Origin of the sequence: Coleofasciculus sp. F4-SAH-05 (assembly GCF_040222985.1) — a bacterium.
In the GTDB taxonomy this organism is placed as follows: domain Bacteria; phylum Cyanobacteriota; class Cyanobacteriia; order Cyanobacteriales; family Coleofasciculaceae; genus Coleofasciculus; species Coleofasciculus chthonoplastes.
The window spans coordinates 1-22,958 of the sequence record NZ_JAVKBY010000141.1 but is presented as its reverse complement, the minus strand read 5'-3'; the positions used below and the strand labels follow the sequence as shown (position 1 = coordinate 22,958).

The 22,958-nt window shown below is 46.3% G+C and carries 18 protein-coding genes, 1 tRNA gene and 1 pseudogene; 5 read left to right on the top strand and 15 right to left on the bottom strand.

Features of this window, described 5'->3' with window-relative positions; genetic code table 11:
* The first annotated feature begins 515 nt into the window (after positions 1-515).
* Positions 516-758 (top strand): helix-turn-helix domain-containing protein, encoded by a 243-nt coding sequence (locus RIG27_RS17185; RefSeq protein ID WP_446347115.1) that lies wholly within the window; start codon positions 516-518, stop codon positions 756-758.
* A 30-nt stretch (positions 759-788) separates the two neighbouring features.
* Here RIG27_RS17185 and RIG27_RS17180 read toward each other — a convergent pair whose 3' ends face one another.
* Both RIG27_RS17180 and RIG27_RS17175 read right to left on the bottom strand, forming a co-directional pair.
* Positions 789-926, bottom strand: coding sequence for a hypothetical protein (locus RIG27_RS17180; RefSeq protein ID WP_446347114.1), 138 nt, complete (start codon positions 924-926; stop codon positions 789-791).
* 69 nt (positions 927-995) lie between these two features.
* Entirely contained in the window at positions 996-1,478 is a 483-nt protein-coding gene (locus RIG27_RS17175) for a hypothetical protein (RefSeq protein WP_446347112.1), read from the bottom strand.
* Positions 1,479-1,763: 285 nt separating this feature from the next.
* Between RIG27_RS17175 and RIG27_RS17170 the strand changes: the two genes are divergently transcribed.
* Positions 1,764-2,012 carry a helix-turn-helix transcriptional regulator gene (locus RIG27_RS17170; RefSeq protein WP_446347110.1) on the top strand — a complete coding sequence of 83 codons (249 nt, stop codon included), beginning with the start codon at positions 1,764-1,766 and terminating at the stop codon, positions 2,010-2,012.
* Between the two features lie 81 nt (positions 2,013-2,093).
* On the opposite strand, the gene RIG27_RS17165 is transcribed toward RIG27_RS17170, so the two are convergent.
* From RIG27_RS17165 to RIG27_RS17150, 4 genes are all read right to left on the bottom strand, one after another.
* Positions 2,094-2,378: a hypothetical protein gene (locus RIG27_RS17165; protein ID WP_446344544.1), complete on the bottom strand. Its 285-nt coding sequence runs from the start codon at positions 2,376-2,378 to the stop codon at positions 2,094-2,096.
* Positions 2,368-2,664, bottom strand: coding sequence for a BrnT family toxin (locus RIG27_RS17160; protein ID WP_446347108.1), 297 nt, complete (start codon positions 2,662-2,664; stop codon positions 2,368-2,370). Before RIG27_RS17160 ends, RIG27_RS17165 begins: the two co-directional genes overlap by 11 nt.
* A gap of 271 nt (positions 2,665-2,935) precedes the next feature.
* A complete protein-coding gene (locus RIG27_RS17155; protein WP_446347106.1) occupies positions 2,936-3,265 on the bottom strand; it encodes a hypothetical protein in 330 nt (109 codons plus the stop codon).
* Positions 3,266-3,605: 340 nt separating this feature from the next.
* Complete coding sequence (locus RIG27_RS17150) at positions 3,606-4,778, bottom strand: tetratricopeptide repeat protein (RefSeq protein WP_446347104.1); 1,173 nt, start codon at positions 4,776-4,778, stop codon at positions 3,606-3,608.
* A 137-nt stretch (positions 4,779-4,915) separates the two neighbouring features.
* Between RIG27_RS17150 and RIG27_RS17145 the strand changes: the two genes are divergently transcribed.
* Positions 4,916-5,098: a hypothetical protein gene (locus tag RIG27_RS17145; RefSeq protein ID WP_446347102.1), complete on the top strand. Its 183-nt coding sequence runs from the start codon at positions 4,916-4,918 to the stop codon at positions 5,096-5,098.
* A gap of 45 nt (positions 5,099-5,143) precedes the next feature.
* Positions 5,144-6,532, top strand: a complete 1,389-nt coding sequence (locus tag RIG27_RS17140) for a carotenoid oxygenase family protein (protein ID WP_446347100.1) — start codon at positions 5,144-5,146, stop codon at positions 6,530-6,532.
* Between the two features lie 443 nt (positions 6,533-6,975).
* On the opposite strand, the gene RIG27_RS17135 is transcribed toward RIG27_RS17140, so the two are convergent.
* From RIG27_RS17135 to RIG27_RS17110, 6 genes and pseudogenes are all read right to left on the bottom strand, one after another.
* The gene (locus RIG27_RS17135) at positions 6,976-7,818 is read right to left on the bottom strand and encodes a Uma2 family endonuclease (RefSeq protein ID WP_446347098.1); all 843 of its coding nucleotides are present in this window, start codon (positions 7,816-7,818) and stop codon (positions 6,976-6,978) included.
* Positions 7,819-8,291: 473 nt separating this feature from the next.
* The gene (locus RIG27_RS17130; RefSeq protein WP_446347097.1) at positions 8,292-11,063 is read right to left on the bottom strand and encodes a cation-translocating P-type ATPase; all 2,772 of its coding nucleotides are present in this window, start codon (positions 11,061-11,063) and stop codon (positions 8,292-8,294) included.
* Positions 11,064-11,168: 105 nt separating this feature from the next.
* Positions 11,169-12,516: pseudogene (locus RIG27_RS17125) on the bottom strand (RNA-guided endonuclease InsQ/TnpB family protein).
* Positions 12,517-12,665: 149 nt separating this feature from the next.
* On the bottom strand, positions 12,666-14,942 hold the full coding sequence (locus tag RIG27_RS17120) for a ribonuclease R family protein (RefSeq protein ID WP_446347095.1): 2,277 nt from the start codon (positions 14,940-14,942) through the stop codon (positions 12,666-12,668).
* A gap of 213 nt (positions 14,943-15,155) precedes the next feature.
* Positions 15,156-15,344 carry a hypothetical protein gene (locus RIG27_RS17115; RefSeq protein ID WP_446347093.1) on the bottom strand — a complete coding sequence of 63 codons (189 nt, stop codon included), beginning with the start codon at positions 15,342-15,344 and terminating at the stop codon, positions 15,156-15,158.
* A 75-nt stretch (positions 15,345-15,419) separates the two neighbouring features.
* Positions 15,420-16,595: an RNA-guided endonuclease InsQ/TnpB family protein gene (locus tag RIG27_RS17110; RefSeq protein WP_446344522.1), complete on the bottom strand. Its 1,176-nt coding sequence runs from the start codon at positions 16,593-16,595 to the stop codon at positions 15,420-15,422.
* Positions 16,596-17,073: 478 nt separating this feature from the next.
* On the opposite strand from RIG27_RS17110, the gene RIG27_RS17105 reads away from it, so the two are divergent.
* A complete protein-coding gene (locus tag RIG27_RS17105) occupies positions 17,074-17,970 on the top strand; it encodes a hypothetical protein (RefSeq protein ID WP_446347091.1) in 897 nt (298 codons plus the stop codon).
* 438 nt (positions 17,971-18,408) lie between these two features.
* Here RIG27_RS17105 and dacB read toward each other — a convergent pair whose 3' ends face one another.
* The 3 genes from dacB to RIG27_RS17090 form a co-directional block, all read right to left on the bottom strand.
* Complete coding sequence (gene dacB / locus RIG27_RS17100; RefSeq protein ID WP_446347089.1) at positions 18,409-19,956, bottom strand: D-alanyl-D-alanine carboxypeptidase/D-alanyl-D-alanine endopeptidase; 1,548 nt, start codon at positions 19,954-19,956, stop codon at positions 18,409-18,411.
* A 432-nt stretch (positions 19,957-20,388) separates the two neighbouring features.
* Positions 20,389-21,840, bottom strand: a complete 1,452-nt coding sequence (gltX, locus tag RIG27_RS17095; RefSeq protein WP_446347087.1) for a glutamate--tRNA ligase — start codon at positions 21,838-21,840, stop codon at positions 20,389-20,391.
* A gap of 730 nt (positions 21,841-22,570) precedes the next feature.
* Positions 22,571-22,644 (bottom strand) — tRNA-Asp (locus tag RIG27_RS17090).
* Between the last annotated feature and the right edge of the window lie 314 nt (positions 22,645-22,958).

The window sequence follows — 22,958 nt, the reverse complement described above, 5'->3', positions numbered from 1 at the left end:
GTAGCCAAGTCAACCGATAAGTCATCGAATCTTTGCGAATCTGCCAAGACAAGCGGCGTGGCTGTTTACAGCAGTTGAAACCATCGGCGCGAAAAGACGCAACAATCCTGTCGCCTTCAGCTTGCAGGCGAAGCCATTGAGTGTGTTTCATTGTTATTATTTGAGTTAGTGTTTTTTAGCTAAGGGCGATCATGCACAAACAATATGCGATCGCCCCTTATTTCAGGTAAGGCTTAAAAGTAGCTAGCCCAACCCCGCCGTGGAATCAATTCCACGGCTCATAGCTCAAGTCCATTGAAATGGACTCAAAGCCCCCTCAAGCTAGCCGCATCACCTGTTGCAGCATGAACTTTCAGCGTCTGGCGCTGTCTTGCTCCCTACACTTTGTAGAAAACCAAGTTTGCTATACGCTTCATAGAGTGAGGAAGGGGAAACGAAACAGGAAAACTACCTCCAGAAAGTTTCCCCATCCTTGCTCATGTTGTTTAACTCTACAAGTTGTAGAGTCACTTAAGATGGTAAACGATAGAAATCAAAATATCAACCCTAATGTGCCAAGCTTAAAAGAAATTCGCCTACGCTTGGGTTTGACCCAAGAGGAATTCGGGAAAGCACTAGGAATGGCAGCGAATACAATCAGCCGCCACGAACGGGGGCAACACAAAATTAGGTTTTCTGTGAGTCAGGTTAAACGCCTGAAGGAACTCCTAGAACAAGCGGGAATGTCAATCGACGACTTACCCGACGATATTGATTGAGACGGTATCAGTTCATCGGGTGTCTCAAGACTAGGTAGCAACAGCGATAAAGTAAGACTGAGAGAGAGAGTGCGATCGCGTGTTTTGGGATGAGGAGTGCGATCGCTCCTCAATCCTTCCCAGGTTACCCAACAACATAACTGTAGGGGCTTCCTGGCATACGCCCATCAAATTATCGTTTAGAACCGCAACCTTAGAGGGCGCAAGCCTTGCGCCCCTACCAAAATGGAATACAAGTCATTCTTGAGCGGTAGAAGTCACCGCATCCGCATCGAAAACTACCTCAAACTGTGCATCAGGCATCCACCTTGCCAGAAAGTGCTGGTGATTCTGGGCTTCAGTGCGACTGTAGAAACGGGCAACCGTATAATGTTGAGCATTTGGCAAAAGCCTCACCAGTGTCCAATGATAATGCTGTTGATTCCAAAAGCTAGGGTTAGACTGTGGGGAGGGTTCGGTTGTGCGATCGCATCCCCGATGCTCCAAGATAGAATGAATTATCGCTAAAAGTCTCTCTCGCTGTGGCGTCCCATCATTGGGTAACAAACTCCACTCGTTGAGTGGCGCGGGTAGCCAAGTCAACCGATAAGTCACCGAATCTTTACTAATGTACCAAGACAGGCGGCGTGGTTGTTTACGGCAATTGAACCCATCGGCGCGAAAAGACGCAACAATCCTGTCGCCTTCAGCTTGCAGGCGAAGCCATTGAGAATGTTTCATTGTTATGATTTGAGTTAGTGTTTTTTAGCTAAGGGCGATTAGGCATAGACAATATGCGATCGCCCCTTCTCTATGGAAGGCTTTCTCAGGACTTACGTACGAGGCGATTGAAATCGCAGCTACACATAAGGGCCGTATAGCCTCATGCTTGAACATGAGAGCAACGCGCTTCGTGTGAGAAACTACCTATACAGAGACAGGGAAACAAGAAGTATCGGGACTTCTAATAGTGTTTCCCCCGTCAGTTTTTTGCTGTCAATGCACCACTGTGGTGCATTACTAGGTATGATAATAGACGATCAGAATCCAGATTTCAACCCCAATGTGCCAACTCTTAAACAAGTTCGTGAACGCTTAGGTATGACCCAAGAGGAGTTTGCAGATGCACTAGGATTATCGCGAAACACGATTAATCGGTACGAACGCGGTATACACCAGCGCATTGCTCTTTCTGTGGGTCAGATCAAACGACTCGTCGAACTCATGAAGCAAGCAGGATTATCAATAGAAGACTTACCTGACGATATCGATTGAGGCGATATCAGTTCATCGGGTGTAGCAACAGCGATAGAGCAAAACTGGGAGTGGAGAGTGCGATCGCCTCTCTAATCAGATTCAGTTTTGAGCCACTTCGCTGAGTGCTTCATGAATCACATCATCACTCACGCCGCGACGCTTTAGACTAGCAATTAAAGCAGAAACCGTATCTCCTTCTAATCGCTCAAGATCAGCTCGTAACCCCTGACCAATATAGGCGCGAATTAAGGGTTGATAACCCGAAAAACCCAGTAATGGAGCCACCCGCTTAAGATCCTCGACCACATCTTCAGGAATGCGAATAGTGATACTGGTCATTGGACGGTTTTTATCCAATCGTTTTTTCAAAGCTTCAGTTTTCATAGTATTCACGCTCCTTTTTTGTTGCTTTACGAGCCGAAATAACCCGAATCATGTCATCATCCCGCTCAATATGAACTACATACAGGAGATTCCAGCGCTTATCCAAACCAATGACAGCATCTCGCGCTTCATCATTGCGACTCGCATCAACGACAACTAAAAAGGGATCGAAGAAAGCTTCTGTAGCCTGTTGGAAGGTAACACCTTCATGCTTAGAAGAATTTTGCCGTGCCTTCTGTTCATTCCAAACAAAGGTAATGCCGTTGAGTACGAAATATACGTCCATGTCTCTAAGTGTAGGCAGGATGTATTTACATCGTCAATACGCTGTCAACTGAGTTGACGGGAATGTCAATTGAGGACTTACCTGATTATCGTATAGTATGCGTATAGTACATAATTACTCTTAAGACTAGACAGCAACAGGGATGGAGTACAACTGAGAGGGGGTGTGTGATCAGCTTAGAGGCGTGCGCTCCCTTGCATCGCGTTTTTTGGGGTAAGAAGTATTATTTAACTTCTAACCCCTATCAGCTAGCGGATAAACATGGCAATATTTAGCAAGACTGCCGATAACGTGCGGCTGTGGCAGCGATAGAACCAACGATTAAGGCAAAACTTATTAGCATAGTGGGTTGGGACGTCGGACTATCATCATGATTAGGATTATGCTCAGGAATATGAGGCATAGTGCTAATGGGTAATCTTCTATTTGCCTCATTTACTTGAGCGGAAGCGTCATGGGTAAGTGTATTTATTGATGTGGTGGTGTTATCAAAGGAAATAGCTGAGGCTTGTACCGCGTTGGCTGAAACAAAGCCGGACATGAGGGTAATGCTGGTAGCGAGTAAGCTGGAGCTTAGGAGACGTAAAGGTAGTTGTTTCATGTTTAATAGAGGGGGAATAGGTTTAGAAAACTTAGGGGACTCTGGCTTAAGAACTTAATAAGTAGTAACCCCTTATAGTTTTCTACTTTACTGAATCTGTGATTGTCTTGTCTATAGAGATTGAATGATTTTACAAAAGATTCAGCAATTCTTATAGATTTGTAAAATATAAGTAAATATGAATTGAAGTTTAATGTATGTTGAAAAAACGATAAATTTTAAAGTCAAGACAAGTAAATTTATGCCAATTATCAACTTATCGCCAAAACCTTTGATATACCGTAGGGTGGGCATTGCCCACCGGGAGTACCAGCCTTAAGTCAGTGACATTCAACTTAGTTTAACGTCGCGCTTTCTTTAAATCTCGCAGCAACGATTCAGCCTGCTTGACACCATCGCGATTGTCCTGACGCCGGAAGAGATCACGCGCTTTTTCTACAGCCGTAATCGCTTCTGCTATGCGCTCTCGTCCTTTTAACGCTAATCCTAGATTGTAATAGGCTTGGGCATCTTGGGGCGCAATTTCAATCAAGCGCCGATAGGCAACAATGGCTTCTAGGTAATTTCCCTCGGTGAGTAAAATATCACCAATAGCGGCTTGCGCTTCAACTAAGTCTGATTGAACCGCCACGGCTCTTTGAAAGGCTTTCAATGCACCGACAAAATCTTCTTGATCTCGGAGAATTTTGCCAATTTGCAGATAAACTTGACTATTATTGGGTTCTAATTTTGCCGCTCGGTCAAAAGCCTTCAGTGCGGTGTCGATATCGCCCTGACTTAACCAAGCCATGCCCAATGTAAGCTGAATATTACTATCCAGAGGTGATAAGGTTTCGGCTTGTTGGAGTGCCTTAATTGCTTCTTGGGGACGCCCCTGCTGGAGAAAAACCCTACCCAGCAACTGGTGTGCCTGAGCATTCTTGGGTTGAAGACTGATGACTTGGCGGTAAACTTGGATGGCGCCGTCATAGTCCTTTTGACGCAGGAGGACAACCCCCAATCCCCAATAGGAATTAATATGGTTGCTTTCAAGTCTCAGTGCTTGACGATATGCCCCAGCCGCTCCTGCATTGTCTCCGGCATTGGCTAAACTGTAACCGAGAGCATACTGAAATTCCGCATTATTCGGTTCCAGGGCAATTGCCTGTTGATACGCTCTAGCCGCTTCTCGGAAGTTTCCCTGACGCGCCTGGAGATAACCGATTCCGGAGAAAATCTTGGCATTATCTCGATCTAGATTAGCCGCTTGTTGATAGGTTGCGATCGCCTGAGCATAATTTCCCGCATCCACTAAGTCTCGCCCTTGGCGGAGTAACTCACGCAGCCGCTGTTGTTCCGGCTGTAGCTGGCTAACTAGCTGTGGTTGACTGGCGTGAGCCACAGGGCTTAGGGTTATCGTCAGCCCGGTGACGAATAGACTACTCACTAGAAATAGAGTCGGCTTGAACACAGCTAATCTTCTCGTCGCGATTGAGTGTAATGGTTTTGGTTTACGCCAACCAGAGCTAGACATCAGGACATCCTCAAGAGGCATAGGTTAGGGTTCAGTGCCAGTTTTAAGAGCAGAAATTTTGACCAAAGAGGATTGTAACAGAGAAAACCCATAACTTTAACCCAATTAAGAAAGACTCTTCTATCTATAGACTTAGCATGGCAATCTTTATTGTTGCTTGTGCTTGCTTCATCAGCCGTCTTCAGTCGAATTTTACTGACTGGTATGCTGGTGGGCAATGCCCACCCTACGGTAGAGCAAAGGTTTTGGCGATCTCACAATGCTTCTTTGAGCGTGCCATTCGTCTTAAGTTTCGATGGGCAAGACACAATGGAGGATAGGGGGAATTTTTTCCTCAATTGTAGGTAAAAACTTAAGTGAACAGGATGAATACAACAACCGTCAATCCTTTTTTAGCGGGGAATTTTGCCCCAGTACAGGACGAAATCACAGCGGATGAACTAACCGTCATTGGTGAACTTCCCGCCGACTTATCCGGGATGTTTGTCCGCAATGGTCCGAATCCTCAGTTTCCCCCTATCGGTCACTATCACTGGTTTGATGGCGATGGGATGTTACATGGGGTGCTTCTTAGCAATGGTACAGCATCTTACCGCGATCGCTATGTCCGGACTCCAGGGTTTGAGAAAGAGCGAGAAGCGGGTCATCCTATCTGGACAGGGTTAATGGAACCTGCTAAGGAGGAGGAATCCCCACCCTCGTTTAAAAATGTTGCGAATACCTCTGTTATCTGGCACGCGGGTCATTTTCTGGCGCTGTGGGAAGGGGGAGAACCCTACGCGATTAAGCTTCCGGAGTTAGAAACGATTGGTGCTTATACGTTCGAGGGCAAGTTAGCATCTCCATTTACGGCGCATCCCAAAATTGATCCCGTCACGGGCGAAATGATGTTTTTTGGCTATTCTCCCATGCAGCCACCGTTCTTAACCTACAGCATTGTTTCGCGATCGCGTGAGCTGGTGCGTACTGTGCCAATTGACTTGCCAGAACCGGTAATGATGCATGATTTTGCCATTACCCAAGATTACACCCTGTTCATGGATCTGCCGATGGTGTTTAACCCCCAGGGAGAATCAATGCTTCAGTTTAAACCTGAACGTCCCAGTCGGTTTGGTATTGTTCCCCGTCATGGTGATAATAGCAGTATCCGTTGGTTTGAGAGTCCGTCCTGCTTTGTCTTCCATACCTTGAATGCCTATCAGGAAGGGGATGAGGTGGTGCTGATTGCCTGTCGGATGAATTCAACAAGCGTGTTAACCTCTGAAGAGGCTAAGCCTGAAGCTGACTCAGATAAGCCTCGGCTGTATCAGTGGCGGTTTAACCTTCGCACAGGCACAGTGCAGGAAAAGCCATTAGATGAGCGCATCTCGGATTTCCCCCGCATTAATGAACAGTTAATCGGACGTAAAATGCGCTATGGTTACACGGCAAAGATGGCAGATAATCCGATGCCGTTGTTTGAGGGCGTGATTAAATATGATTTTAGTAATGGCACGTCTCAAGTTCACAACTATGGGGCAAAACGTTATGGCGGTGAGGCGGTATTTGCGCCGCGTCCAAATGGAACGGCTGAAGATGATGGCTGGCTAGTTACGTTTGTCCATGATCATAATTCAGACACCTCTGAACTGGTGGTTTTGAATGCCCAAGATTTGACGGCTGAACCTGTGGCGCGGGTTTTGATGCCTCAACGTGTTCCTTATGGGTTTCATGGGACTTGGGTAACTCAAGCACAGTTAACTCATTCAATTTAAGATTAGGTAAGGGCGGGTTTTGTTGAAACGTTATCGGTAAGCCCATCTTTTTAACGGCTAAACCCGCCCCTACAGGGTGAATGTCTTGAGAGTTATAGCAACCGCCATAGCGGTTAGGACGCATCATTTGGTAGAGACGTTGCATGCAACGTCTCTACCACAGTTCCTTTGTTTTAATCGATGTGTCTACTGCTATATGTGCTTCAAATTTCATATTCCCCTTTATAACCAGGACATTTTACCAACATCATAAATCTGTTATCTGGGATAGTTATTTGTCATTTGTCATACTCAAGGGAGCGAGAAGCAAGCTACGTCTTATGTAAAGAATTGAATAGAGTTGGATTTACAGCGCTTTGCAAGTAAGTGAGGTACACAGACACAGACAGATCCCCGACTTCTCTAAGAAGTCGGGGATCTTGCTTAGATACTGTACCTAATCACTACTGATCTGGATCGATACCGTTGGAAAGTAACAATTCTTTAAGACGCTGCGATCGCTGTTGTTCAGATTCAGCGCGTTGTCGTTCAGATTCAGCACGTTGTCGTTCAGATTCAGCACGTTGTCGCTCAGTTCCAAGTTCTCCTTGAGCAACAGCCTCCCGTTCAGTTGGGGTTAAAATCCAATTACCTTCAGCATCGTACCAACGTAGCCATAGACGATTAATTCCTTCGTATTCTCCTGACCACAACCCCAAACCTAATTCTAATGGGGGAATCCAAATCCTCGGTTCCGTTAACTCCAACTCTTGGTAAAAACCCCCTGTAAGGGCAAAACCTCTTAAGCGATCGCGATAGCGGTCAAATACAATATAATAAGGAACGCCGATAATCTGCTCATATACTTCCCATTTCGTCGGCGGTTCGCTACTCAGGCGTGTGGTTCTACCCAAGTCTTCTTTTTCTGTTCCCGGTGACAAGAATTCCACTATCACCGTTGGACGTACCAATTCTTGCCACATCACATAACTTAATCGTAAATCCTGATTATCATAAAGTTTTGGCACTCCGACCACCCCAAACCAATCGGGTCGTTTATACCAAGAATAGTGACGCACATCGTAGTAGAGGTTCATATCCCCAGCACTAAATACCTCATCGGGTGGGTAGTTACTAGGACAAAAGGTGAGACTGAGTAAAGGGGGTTGGCGGTAGTGGAATTCGTCAGGCAAACCAGGTTCCTCCGGATTTTCGCTAGGTAAATCATACATCGTGGGCAGGGTTTCTCTGGGAGAACGTGGTGGTTCACTTTGCTCGACTGGGTATTTGAATGGTTTGATTGGCATGACGTATTGCCTCAAGACTTTACAATCTATGATAATTCGGTCAGTCTAGTGCAAGCAGGCAGAATGCTCTAGAGTTTCTGTTAGCGTAGCATTTATTGTTTTCTTTGAATAAGAGCTGGTTTTGTTGAGTAGTTATCAGTAGCAAACTTACCTGAATGGCTAAACCCGACCCGAAGATTTACGGATTACCCAGCATAGGTAACCAATGTAGCGGATGTTCATTAAATTATACATAACAATGGATAAATGATTAATGAATGGGTTTTCTGGTGTTCACTGAGTTAATTCCAGAAGGGTTGGAAGGAGGGCGTCGCCAGGAAACGGGAATTATTATTGCGTCGGGGTTTTTGCTGATGATGTTGATTCATACGTTGGTTTAATTGGTCATTGGTCATTGGTCATTTGTCCTTCGTCATACTTGCGAAGCGAGTATGAGCAATGACGAGCCTCGCATTAACTTTAATTGTTACCATCTACTTAGCGTTTTTATATCGACGTAGCCCTTTATCCAATTCCATTGCCCAAATCACAATCGTACTCATGGCGAGACTGATGCCTAAATCATACAGTGACAACCCTGTGGTATTAAAAATATCCTGTAAGAATGGGACATATACCACCGCCAGTTGTAATAAAAAGGTTAAAATAACCGCGCCTAACAATGGCTTGTTGGACAGTAAATTTAAAGTAAATATGGATTCTCGCTCCGATCGCATGCTTTCAGCTAAACCGATGCGAGAAAACGTCAATATACTAAATACCATCGTCTGCCAAGCCGCTTGACCTGTAAACCAATAGTGATAATCGACGACCAATAAAACAAGTCCCAGAAGTAACCCAATCCAAACAATATCTCGACCAACGCCCCGACTAAAGACACTTTCTTTGGGATTATGAGGTGGGCGGGACATGATATTCGGCTCCGCTGGTTCGACGCCTAATGCCAAGGCTAACAATCCATCAGCCAATAAATTAATCCAGAGGATTTGTAAAGGAAGCAATGGTAAAGGCATCCCTAAAAATGGTGCTAATATAATCACCCACAGTTCACCACAATTCCCGGTTAATGTATATTTAATAAACTTACGGACGTTATCGTAAATGACTCGTCCTTCTTGAGTCGCCGCTACAATCGTGGCAAAGTTATCATCTAACAGCACCATATCTGCTGCTTCTTTCGCCACATCTGTACCCGTCAACCCCATTGCCACACCAATCTCAGCTTTTTTTAAAGCGGGTGCATCGTTGACGCCATCCCCTGTCATTGCTACAATATGTCCCCCATTTTGCAGCGCTTGGACAATTTCTAATTTGTTCTGGGGTGAAACTCTGGCATAAACAGATACATCATCAACTTTTTCGGTTAACTCGGAGACTGACAGTTTGGCGATATCTTGACCTGTTAACATTAAACCATTGGTAGAAATACCCACTTCTGAGGCAATATGGCGAGCGGTTAAGGGGTGATCGCCGGTAATCATGATGGGGCGAATTCCGGCTTTTTGACAGGTTAGAACCGCCTGTTTGACTTCCGGGCGCGGCGGATCGATCATGCCAATCATACCGATAAAAATCAGGTCTTTTTCGAGAATATCTTCGTCTCGTTCTAGGGGAAGTGTGGCGAGGAGGTGAGATTCTAGAGGACGAACGGCGATACCGATGACACGGATTCCATTTTCAGCGAGTTGGTTGTTGGCATGAGAAATTTTTTCATACCAACTATCGTTTAAGGGGGTAATCTGATCATTGAGCCAAATCTGGCTGGAAATCTCTAAGAGACTATCAACGGCACCTTTGGTAAAGGCAATATAGGGTGTCTGATCAAAAAGTAATGCCCAAGGCTTAAGCCAACTTAGCTCATCGGGAAGTTTATCCGTGGTGGCGGGGAGTTCGTGAACCGTAGTCATCCGCTTGCGTTCCGCGTCGAAAGGAACCTCGGTTATTCGTTCAAAGACATGTTCTATATCCGTTTTCCATAAGCCAAAACGGGTGGCGGCGACAATTAGAGCGGTTTCTGTGGGATCACCGAGAACCTGAATGGGGTTGGATTGCTCCAGATGGAACTCTGCGATCGCATCATTACACAGAGTTGCTGCCGTGAGTAGTAAGGCGACTGTGGGTTCTACTTTTAACAGCTTAGACTGTTCATTCTTATCTGAGGGCATCATTAACTCATCAGATTCTGGCAGGGTTAACTCAATTTGATGCCCAATCATGTCCAGGCAAGTAACCGTCATCCGATTTTGGGTGAGGGTACCGGTTTTGTCTGAACAAATCGTGGTTACTGAACCCAAGGTTTCTACGGCGGGTAATTTACGAATCAAGGCTCGCTGTTTCAGCATCCGTTGAGCGCCCAGTGCTAAGGCGATGGTGACGACAGCGGGTAATCCTTCGGGAATCGCCGCTACCGCTAAACTAACTGCCATGAGGAACATTAAGCGAACTGATTCCCCTTGGAGTAGCCCCAACCCAAAGATAACCAGGACTAAAATTAAAATCGCGATCGCTAATACCCATCCCAGTTTGTCTAACCGTTGCTGGAGGGGGGTGGCGTCTCGTTCTATCCCTTGAATCGCTTTGGCAATCTGACCCAGTTCCGTCTTCATGCCTGTTTCGGTGACGACGGCTAAAGCCCGCCCATAACTAATTACTGTACCCATATACGCCATATTCTGCCGCTCTGCCAAAGGCAGATTGGCAGTAGCAATCTGTTGGGCGAATTTATCAATGGGTTCAGATTCCCCGGTGAGTGAGGCTTCTGAGGTGCGAAGGTTGCTACTTTCGAGCAGCCGACAGTCAGCCGGGACTAAGTTTCCAGATTCTAGGATAACGATGTCCCCTGGTACCAGTTCACGAGCAGACAGTTGTTCTAGGATGCCATCGCGACGCACTTTCACCCTAGGCACCGCCAGCTTTTTCAGCGCTGCGATCGCACGTTCGGCTTGGTATTCTTGGCGAAAACCGAGGATAGCATTAAATACCACAATTGCGAAAATCGCGATCGCATCCTTATATTCACCTAACACTGCCGAAACCACCGCCGCCACAATCAACACCACCACCACGGTGGCGGTAAACTGCTCCCAGAGAATTTTCCAGGGACTTTCCAGGGGGCGATCAGTTAACTCATTGAGTTTGTAGATGTCCTGACGTTGCCGAGCCTCGTTTTCACTTAACCCGATGGCGGCATCGGTATTAAGCTGTTTGAGAACATCGACAAGATTAAGAGTGTACCAGGTAGTCATTGGTCATTCGTCCTTTGTCCGTTGTCCGTTGTCATTAGTCCTTTGTCTTTTGTCCGGTTCAAAAATAGCCAATGACCAATGACTAAAGATGTGAACTACTCAGGCTTACTTCGTAGAAGCCTGAGTTTCTGATCTCACAGGGGATTGCGTCAGCTTGGATTTACGCCCAAGCTTCGGTCTCACATCCCCTCCTATGCGCTTCGCGCAGGCTACGCCAACAGCAGCAGTCCCAGTCCCTGAGACCGATAAATGTTGCTGAGCCTGTCGAAGCATTCTGATGCCTTCCGCTCTGATATTTGAGTAGAGCGTTACCGTCTCTATCGTGGTGAGTGCCACAGCTAGGGCAAGTCCATGACCTAACCTCTAAAGGCATCTCATCAACTTGATAATGGCAGTTTGAGCAGAGTTTTGAGCTAGGGAACCATCGGTCAATCTCTACCAATACCTTACCCTCTTTTTCAAGTTTGTAAGATAAGAAATTGACAAACATCCCCCAGCCGACATCAGAAATAGATGCAGCTAGTTTATGGTTACGAACCATGCCCTTGGTGTTTAGACTTTCGACTACGTTGGCGAAGCCTGCGCGAAGCGCTTTGACTTGGTTTTCGTCAACAAGCTTTCTAGATAGCTTATGCAGGTAGTCTTGACGGACATTACTAACTCGCTCGTGAACCCTAGCCACCAGTTTCCTGGCTTTATCTGTTGACTTGCTTCCCTTCTCCTTTCTATCTAATTTCCGTTGCTTCCGCTTGAGGTTGCGCTCATGTTTGGCTAGGTGCTTAGGGTTGGCAAACTTAGAGGTCTTGACCCCATCGTTAACAATGGCAAAATCCTTCAGCCCTAGATCAATCCCAGCTACTTTGCCATCACTTCGACTTCGCGGCAATTGAGCCTGTCGAAATTCAGTGCTAACAGGTGGGTTATCCCCTTGTGCCTCGGTTGACCCTGAGCGAAGTCGAAGGGTCAAGACGGATGCAAAATACTTTCCCGATGGCGTCATACTGACCGTTACCGTCTTGATTGTTCCTTCTATGGGTCGGTGTAATTTAGCCTTGACTACGCCAACGCGACCCGGAAATTTGAGGCAATCACCTGCAACCTCGACTGATTGAGGATACTGTATGGACTGCCTATTCTTTTTAGCCTTGAACCTTGGGTATTTGGCTCTACCATCGAAAAAGTTCTTATAGGCAGTCACCAGATTGAGCGTAGTAGCCTGTAACACCTGAGAATAACACCCAGATAACCAGGACGTTTCTTCCTGTCTCTTTAGTTTAGGTAAAAGTGCATTCAATGCAGAACGGTTCAAGCCTTTGCCCATTAACTGGTAGGTTTCAATGCACAAATTAAGCGCATAATTCCACCACCAACGGCTACAGCCAAAGTGTTGAGCTAGTATCATTTGTTGTTCAGTTGTCGGTTGTAGCCTCACTTTGACGGCTTGATGTCGCATTGTTTTTACCTCTTCTTACCAGAATAGACTATTTAAGGTAAGCTTCTCCGGAAGATGGGAAATTTCGTTCCTCCAATTTAACCCTGAGCGGAGTCGAAGGGTTCCCGCTGTCCATCCTCACCCTGAGGGTGAGGACTTCCGCGATTACGTTAATCCTCTAAATCTTCATTACTTGCCACACTACCACCACTAACGGTTACCAAGTCAATTTGCTGACGGTAATAATCCACACTCTTGACTTGAACTTCGACATGATCGCCCAATCGATACGCCGTGCGGTTTTTCCGACCAACTAAACAAGCATGACGAGAGCGATATTCGTACCAGTCATCTTTCAGGGAACTGACGTGAACCAATCCTTCCACCAACAAGTCTTCAATTTCGACAAAGAAGCCATAGGATTGCACGCCTGTAATCAAACCACTGAACACATGACCCGTGCGTTCTTTCATTTGCTCGGCTTTTTTCAAACCCTCTAAATCAATCTCCGCATCTTCGGTGAGTTTTTCCCGGTCATTGAGATGGGGAACCAAGGTGCTTAATTGACTTTCTAACTCCTGTTGAGTGTCAGGGGGTAAAACATTCCAGTTAATATTGCCATGGGCGCTACTGTGGTGGAGATTGACCCGATCTTTCGACCGAGTGGTACGGCGATCGCGTCCTTCGCTAAAGGTGTATTCTAAGACCCGTTGAACAAATAAATCCCCATAGCGCCATCCGGGGGAGATACTATGGCAATAGCTGGTATCCAACCCTAAACCAAAGTGTAATCCAGGTTTAGAACTATAGGCGATCGGTTTTAAGGTTCCCTCAAGTAAGTGATTCAGAACTTTAGCCGCTGTTGATTTCGCCAAGAGTTGGGTCAAGCGCTGATAATCTTGGGACGTGACATCCTCCTCCAATGATTGCTCGACATCCAGTCCCAAATTGCTCGCTAACTTGAGTAAATCTTCCAGTTGTTCTAAATCGGGAGTTGGATGAACACAATAAATTCCTGGCAAGGATAAGGCGTGCAAATGGGACGCTACCACTTGATTTGCCAGTACCATCAATTCTGCTAAGAGCGATCGCAAGGGCATAGAACCCGAAACCATGATCGCCCCTTGGCGTCCTTCATCTTTACTGTGGGGAATGGGTCGAGCAATGGCTTCTTTGGGCAGTGTTCCATTCAATTCAAACGCGCCCCGTTGCTGTCGCACGGCTCTGAGTGCTGGAGATAAGCTGAAGAAGAGTTCCTTGAGTTTGTCTACAATCGGTGCGAGTTCGGGTTCGCTCTCTTCATGTCCGCCCAATAGAGCCTGTGCCTGTTCATAACTGAGTTGGTGATCCACTTGGATGACACTCTTGTGAATTTCAAATTCAACCAGTTGTCCAGAGTCCGTTAACGTGAGCAGTACTGACAGGGTTAAACGATCTTCACCGGCTACTAGAGACACCTGAGATAAGAGTTTTTCCGGGAGCAGGGGGAGAACCGTATCTCCCAAATACACAGCCGTTCCTCGCTTTCGTGCCTCTCTATCCAGGGGTGAATCTAGGGGTATCCAATGGGCAACATCGGCGATATGGATGCCCACCTGCCAATTTCCGGTCTTGGTTTTTTCTAGGGTCAAGGCATTTTCGACAATGGCGCTATCTGGGGAGCCTGACTCGTCTTCTATCGTCATCGTCAGCAGCTTCCGCAGATCCAGGCGATTTTTTAAGTCGGTTTTGCGGAGGGAGTCGGGTAAGGCTTCAATCGCTTGCAGTACAGGTTCAGGAAACTGGCGGCGGAGGTCATGTTTACAACAGACAATATCTGTATCAGCGGCGTCTTCCGCATCACTTCCCAAGATGCGAGCCACTTTGCCCAGGGGTGGGTTTTGTCCCAGGGGATAGCGCATAACTTGCACATGAACCAGATGCTCCACCGCCTCTTCTAGGGGGGCGCTATTGGGTCGTAAATTCAGTTCAAAGAGCAGGCGGTCATCAAGAGGGACAGCGTGATAACTGCCATCTTCAGCCTGTCTGACTCGTGCAAGTACCGAGGGATTTACTCGCTCGAGAATCAACCGTACCTGTCCTTCTGGAGAACGGCGACGACTCCCTTCTTTGGTCACTTTCACCAAAACGCGATCGCCATTCCAAGCGCTACTTAGATGATTCTTTTGAATGTAAATATCATCAGCGCCTTCAACATCTTGAATGGCAAAGCAAAATCCTTTACTGGAGCAGCGCAGTTTGGCTTCGACTACATCCTCTTCATAGACTCGTCGATATCGACCTCGTTCTTTTTCCAAAATGCCAACTTTCTCTAGCACATCCAGAGCAATCTGGAGTTTTTGCAGACTTTCGGAGTCCTGACACCCCAGTTTCTTCTCTAAAACTTTGGGGGCGACTGATTTGTCATCGGTCAAATTGGAGAGTAATGTAGCGATTGAAAATTCCATCCAACAATCCTTTTTCTTTGATCCGGCGTTTACTTGAATTTGCCTAGTGGCAATACGCTCACGTGAAGGGCGCTCCCATTTAACTGGGGTAACGTTTGCCTTGCCAATGTTATGCCTCGGTACTTTCTCCAGCACACTGGCTTAACCCTGTACACCTGTTTAATGCTGAAGTTCTAGCAGCTCAGGGCTGGCACACACCCTAAGGTAGGAACTTTAACTCTTGGGCATAACGTACACCATGTAGGTCTTAGGCTCGTCAGGTATGGGCTTTTTCAAGCCCACGGCTGTAAGCCGAGAGGTTCCTGACAGAATGGGATCTGTCAGAATCAAACCGTCTTTTGCTGACGCGATCGCGATCAAGCGGATAGTGTTTGAGCTATCCAGTTTCAGGTTGACGGACACCTGTTAACCCACGACCTGTTACGGATAATTGCCGATCTTCGCTCGCTTAATCGCGTTGCGGCAAGGATGCGTAAACTACCCAACACCAACCCTTCCGGGTATAGTGTGGGCTTTTAGTAGCCCTGGTTCTATTGCACAGGACAATAGTTCCGAGCCTCCAGGCTGGTTTACTGCACAGCCCCATAACTCAATCATTTTTGCTCCATTAAAGTCCGCATCCCCTAGCCATCCACACACCAAGTTTGTGCATTTAAACTGCTTGTTAGTTCTCTGTCCAATATGCAAGCAACAATGACAGGTCTGGCTGGTATAGGCTGGCGGTATGGCGATCATCTCAATCCCTTCCTTTATTCCTTTGTACTCTAGGAATATCCTTAACTGATAGAATGCCCAGGAATTTGACCGTCTTCTTTCGCTCTTTGTCCTGGGTTTTTCATTTGTTCGTTCCCGGATTCCGGTTAAGTCTTCAATCGCCACCGCCGACTTTAATGCCTTGGCTTCTTCTATGATTGATTTACTGATATTGTGGTTTATCCATTTCTGAAATCTTCTCTCGCGCCCCGATAACCGTTTCAAGACAGTCCGGCATCTTCGCCTTGTTGTCCTTGTGCCTTGGGTTGCTTTCTTTTGTAGAGAAGCTCTCACTCTAGTGTATTTATCTCGGGTCTTGTTTAGTTGCTTTCCCTCCCATCCTTTATCTGTACTGGTTTTCGCTATCTCCCTGCGTCCCAAGTCTACCCCAATCACAATGTTTGATTTAATCGGTTTGGGCGGCTCACTTTTGAGTTGTATATGCACATACCAATACCCGTCCCGATGCAGGCAAACTTGGGCGCTGGTTGGTTTTTTTCCTGTCAATTTGTTCCGATGGTAGTTACTGGCACGAAGCAGACACCTTACCCGCTTCCCAATTGTGCTTAGGCTTACTGTCCAGTCTTTCTCGAAAAACTGAAATGTTCTGGCATCACAGTCAAAACTTGTTGGCTTAAAAGCGTTCACTTTTTTGCCTTTGTGTTTGGCTGTTAAGCGATTGGCGGCTACCCGGGCACAAGCTCTCACTACATGGTTTGATGTCAGCCCCCATTGGGCTTTGATGTCGTGGTAACAAACTGCCTGGATTGAATTTCGATTCGTTAGCTTTGGGTTAACTGTGGCATTTATCGCGTTACAAGCGGCAGCAAAACTTCCCGCCGTTTCCATGAGCAGCCTTTGTTGCTCTTCGGTGGGTTGAAGTCTTACAACTATTGTCAATACTTGCTTCACGTTTATCCAAAACTCACGAAAATGAGTATAATTCAAACTTTAACAGACTGGCAATTCCTCCCCGCGTTGAATCACAGATTACAATGGGGGCTTCCTTGCCGGAGTAGGTGAGTTACAGTCAACTGGGACAGTATGTCATTATTGTAGATTCTCGTACCCCTACCTTGGAAGTCAACCGTCAAAAGTTATGCATTTATGGCGTTAAACGTCTGTTGTGATGCCCAAGTGCAACAGGCGCAAAGAATTGGTAAATTTGTACTAAATCCTCGTTAATTATAAGGGTGGCTTACACTTCCCATTCTTGTCCTAGCGAGTTTCCCAAGCCACAGGACTGTCCTGAGGGGTAAATGTAACATTATGTTACATATTTGTCCAGACAGGCTCTCACCGTACTAATACTACTGTCGCTGTCTATGCGAACTGTCCGAAATGTACCCTGTCCATGTACTGCGTTGAGTCAAGTTTTATGAATCCTACATTGAATAAATTCCGAGTTTCTTATCCTCAAGGGAGCCTGATCAGTGATCTGTTAGCCATCGATCACGGTCAGTATATCGTGCGCGTCAGTGTGGAAATTGATGGCGTAACCCGATCAACAGGTCTAGCTGCGGCTCAAACGGTAGAATTAGCAGAAGACCAAGCAAGACTTCGAGCGATAACTGTTTTTGTTTTAGCGGTTGATCGGGAGAGTTCGGACACCGAAACATCTCCACCTCATCGTCACACCCAAACGTCAGTGGCGGCTGCTAAGGTTCCCTCATTCCCTGAGTCGATTCCTAACTCGACTTCCGCTTTTGCGGCAAAAAGCTTAGAATCAACACCTGAGGTTGAAGATACTCCAAGTCCTAGTCCAATCGATACCCACCCGATATCGGCAAAACCGAGTCCACCCCCTGAACCGACGGAACCCCTCCCAGAGACGGTTGAACCACTTTCCCCACCTAAGACAAAACCCAGTCCCCCTCCTGAACCGACAGTAACGCTTCCTGAGACAGTTGAACCGCCTTCCTTAACGGAGGACATATCAGGATCACAGACACCTCTGTTTAAGGAAGAGACACCAACCCCAGTGGGAGTCACTCAATCGTCGTTAGAGTCAGAATCAACACCACCCCCATCTGATGCACCTGCACAAAAGGAAGCTGAACCCGATAGTCAGACTCAATCCAAATCCGAAACACCCATTGACTTTTCCGAAATTATTGCCCGAACCAATGTGGAACTCAAACGGCTAGGGTGGACGAATCAACAGGGACGAGATTACCTCATCGAAACTTATGGTAAGCGATCGCGTCAGTTGTTAACCGATGAAGAGTTACTCGATTTCTTGCATCATCTGGAATTAGAACCCACACCTGATTAAGTAGGGACTGCTGAATAAGTCTTGTGATGAGGTTAGATAGAGAGTAGGGGAAGCACTGGTACAAATACGAGCGCAACTTGGAATTGCTCCCCTCTCCCCATTCCCCCCTGCTTAAAAAGGGGGGCTTATTGTTGCGCCTAAAGAAAACGGCACGCTCCGCAGCCAGTGCAAGTAAATCGCCTCATACCAAATTACAGTCTAATGTAGAATCTGTCATGCTGAGCAAAACGCAGTGAAACGGAGTGACGCTCGCGCATCTGTCCAGATTCTTCGCTTCGCTCTCCAATGACATGATAGAACACAACTTGGTATCAAGTGACAGTAGTAGTATAAGGGTTGAGTAAAGTTTTTGTAAAATTTTGGCGATCGCTAAGTTTTTTACTGATAGAGAGAGAATACTGGAGAAAGAAGCATTAAAGTAGTTCCCTGTTCCCTCTTTTAACAAGAACGCAACCGCGAAAGCAAAACCACAATTTCATCAATAGCCTCACGGATGGTACTCACTGATTGGTTGGATTGATTCACCATAATACTAAACACCAAAGGTTGATAATCAGGAACCTCTACATACCCCGAAAGTGCTGACACGCCAGTCATAGTTCCGGTTTTGGCATACACTCGACCTTGGGCTGGGCTATTCTGAAAGCGCTGTCGTAGTGTTCCTTCTATCCCAGCCACCGCTAAGGAGTTTCGATAGGATTGTGCCATCGGAGTTCGTGCGATCGCCTGTAGGGTTTGTACAATAGCCGTGGGACTCACTAGATTGTGGCGAGATAACCCAGAACCATCGGCAAGGATATAGGCTTTTGGTTCAACCCCTAATTCGGTTAAACTAGCTTTGACTTGTTGTAATCCAGCCGTAGCAGTTGACTCACCCGCTTCTTTTTCAGTCACACCCAGCGATCGCAATAAGGCTTCTGCATAAAGATTATTGCTTTGCTGATTGGTTTGAGTAATCAATTCACTCAGGGGAGGAGAGTCTACCGCCGCTAATTCAATTTCCTCCTGTGAATTAGAATTAGTTGTAACCAACGCTTGTTCCACCTGAATTCCAGCATCCGCTAACGCCCGACGGAAATGCTGGAGAAAATAGTCCGCCGGATCAGGAATTGCCACCGCCGTTAACCATAATCCTGCATCCGTCGCTAATTGACCCCGAATTCGCAATGACGGTTTACCCAGCACCCCAGAAATATTAATCGATTCTGGTGATTCGGCTTCAGCGGTAACGGTTTCATTTTCAATCTGCCATTGTTTTTCCGCAATGGGATCAGCCCAAGTAACGTTGAGGGGTTGTCCGACGTTTTGAGGAGTTAAGGTTAGTAATACCGCATTTTCATTGAGAATTAAACTATTGACAGCAGTCCCATAATAAAATTGAATATCTGACCATTCCCAGGTTGGGTTAACCGTGGGTTCACTAAAATAACGATCTTCGACAATCAGTTGATCCACCCGCCGAATCCCCTGACGCCGAAGCTGTTGGGCTAAGTCTTTTAACTGATCCGTATTTAAGCTAGGATCACCTCGCCCAATGACTCGTAATTGGGTGATCGTTCCATTTGAAGGGGTGCCATAAACAGAAGTGCGAATGCGAAAATTAGCACCGAGTTGGGATAAAGCGGCGGCTGTGGTGAATAATTTGAGATTAGAGGCGGGGATAAAATAGCGATCGCGTTCACGACTATATAGGGGTGTATCTGAGAATAGGGGTTGGATCAAGATACCCCAACGGGCATAATTAAATTCGGGACGAGTTGCGATCGCGTCGATGGAGGCTTTAAGATCAGCCGGACAAATTGTCGGCGTCGTATCCGGGGAGGGTTCAACCGTTGTCGGCGCATCCGTTTGAGCCGTGACTGGAGTGGGTTGGGTGACGAATTGCGCTTCAAGTAACAACAGCAACAGCATCAGCAGTTGTTTGGAATTAAACCTAGAGCGATAGGAACGTTGATTGGGTTTGAACGAGAAAAGGGAATTGAGCATAGGGAAAGGTTTTGGCTACCTCTGATACTGTACAGGGAATCAGTACAGGTTTGGAAGCAGAATTGGAGGAGTGATTTGAGCGCTTCACTTTGGGTGCATTTCAATCCCCCGGTTACGCTTTTCTTTGACGCTCCCCCGGATGAATCATTTTGGTTCATCCACTGGTTATAGGATGCCATGAGTTCATAGGAACTGCGAGTATACATCATGGGATTATTGGCAAGATTGCTATCAGATTACATAGCGCTTATAGCAATGCGCTGTAAAGCATTTAAATTGAATGGTACTGATTTAAGGCTGGTGGGCAATGCCCACCCTACGGGATATTAAGAGTTTTGAAGATTCCCAAATGTTTATTGGGTATAGATAGTGAGCAAGATGCTCACACTACAATTCACCATTATTGACATTAAGATTTAAATGCCAAACAGCTTACGATGACACCTTACTCAAAGCTTGCTGTAAACGCGATTTATCTTGTCCTTTCTGATGCAGCAATACCCAAGACTCCATTAAATCAGGACCATGGACATCACCCGTAAGTCCAGCCCGCAGCGATCGCATGACTAAACCTTTCTTAACTTTTTGCTGTTTTGTTACCTGTTTGATGATTTGCCCTGCGGTTTCTGCACTGAATTCCGGCGTATTGTCTAATGCTTCCAAAACCGCGTTCAGTACATCTGTAGCCCCTTCTTTTTTAAGTTGCTCAATTGCCTCTGGGGTCAACTCAACCGAGTCGGTAAAGAACAGCCGCGTCATCTCCACCGCATCCGGTAAACGTGTCAGACTCGGACCAATCACAGCCGCTAATCGTTCTAACCAAGGGCGATTATTTTCCGGGTCAATTTTATACCCAGCTTCTTGCCAATAGGGAATCAGTAACTCAACTAATTCTGATGGCGATTTTTTGTGCAGATATTGACTATTCAGCCAATTCAGTTTATCCCAGTCAAACTTGGCTCCCGCTTTATTCACCCGATCAAAACTGAATGCTTGGGCGGCTTCGTCTAGAGTAAAAATTTCCTGGGTTGACTCCGGTGGCGACCAACCCAATAGCGTCATATAATTTGCCATGGCTTCTGGCACAAACCCCATGTTCTGAAACTCAGAAATCGAGGTCACGCCATCGCGTTTAGATAGTTTTTGCCCCTGGGGATTCAGAATTAACGGGGTATGTGCAAATTCGGGTACGGTTGCACCGAGGGCTTCATAGAGTAATATCTGTTTGGCAGTATTGGCAATGTGGTCTTCCCCTCGAATAACATGGGTAATTTTCATATCCATATCATCAACCACTACCGCTAAATTATAGAGAGGTTGACCAATTTCACCTTGGGATGCAGCGCGGGCAATTACCATATCCCCACCTAAATCACTGCCTTTCCAGGTGAGTTTACCGCGAACTAGATCATTCCAGACAATCTCGCGATTGTCGTCAATCTTAAACCGAATCACCGGCTGTCGCCCCTCCGCTTCAAAGGCGCTGCGTTGTTCGGGGGTAAGATTGCGGTGACGGTTATCGTAGCGAGGGGCTTCCTTGCGGGCTTTTTGGGCGTCTCGGAGTGCTTTGAGTTCCGCTTCTGTGGTGTAACAGTAGTAGGCTAACCCGTTATCTAAAAGGGTTTGAATGGTGTGGTGATACAGGTCAAACCGTTTCGATTGAAAAACCGGTCCTTCATCCCAATTGAGTCCTAACCAGGTTAGACCCTCTAAGATATTTTGGGTATATTCGGGACGCGATCGCGTCTGGTCGGTGTCTTCGATGCGTAGAATAAACTGACCCCCGTGGTGTCGGGCGAATAGCCAGTTAAATACGGCGGTTCTGGCGGTACCGATGTGGAAGTTTCCGGTGGGAGACGGTGCAATGCGGACTCTAACAGTCACAAGATCAATCTCTGGTTAGGGTTGGCTAAGTACTTTCCAGCTATTTATTGTAGCGTAGAGCGGCGCTAAGTTTTCGTTGGCGCTGACTTGAGGGTGATTTATCCACGGATAAAGTAGGGATAATCACCCACCTTTGCTAATTATCAGGTGCTAAACACTCCCTCACCCATCCCCGAATTTCTTTTTCAAACCACTTCAATAACTTTTTTGCCTCCTGGTAAATCTGCACCCACCACATAAAAATTATGAGGATAGATCCAGTTCGTATCCATAAGACCATGAATTTGAACGAAAGTTGAGCGCAGTCCCTATCTAGAATCTTTGATTTAGATGGGGTTAGCGAAACAAAATAGTTGTTAAGTACCCAATAATACTATACAATAATGGAAAGTTTTTTTCATGTAATCTTCCATAGGTAATGCACCCGAAAAATACCGTTGAAGATATTCATGGAAAATTTGGTAAGTGCTTGAGTCATAACCCGTGAATGGCAACATGACACCTTTAGCCTCCTATAATTTATTGAAAATTAATTTATTGAAAATTATATTGTTGAAACATCGTAATTCAGCTAGAAGTCTCGATGTTGTCAGTAGAGGAGTTGAGGCGAGCAATAATGCCATTGGATTTAGTGTGAATAGAACTCATCCCGTGACGGCTAAGCGAGTAAGCATTGCTTTGTGTGTCAACTAGATGTGTGTCAACTAGACCTAAATATTTATGTGTTTTACGGGACTGACGGGGCTCGAACCCGCAACTTCCGCCGTGACAGGGCGGTGCTCTAACCAATTGAACTACAGTCCCAATTTCGGAGCCGAATACCATTGTTACGAAGATCTATGGATTTGTCAAGCCCATGCCGAAAAAATTTTTTCTTGGGGTTAGAGAGGGGGTGCAGGGGAGGATGAGGGAGATGAGGAAGATGAGGGAGATGGGAGCTTACTTTTCACGGGATCTGGAAAACCTCTCTCCTTCAAGGAGCTACCGTGTACACACAAGTCGAAGTGAGGAGTATGAATCAGGTAAAATCAGAGACAGAGAAGCGCGATCGCTAAAACTCAGATTGCCTTCACAACCTCCCAACCCTGAGAGAAGACAGACAAATGGATAACCCAATT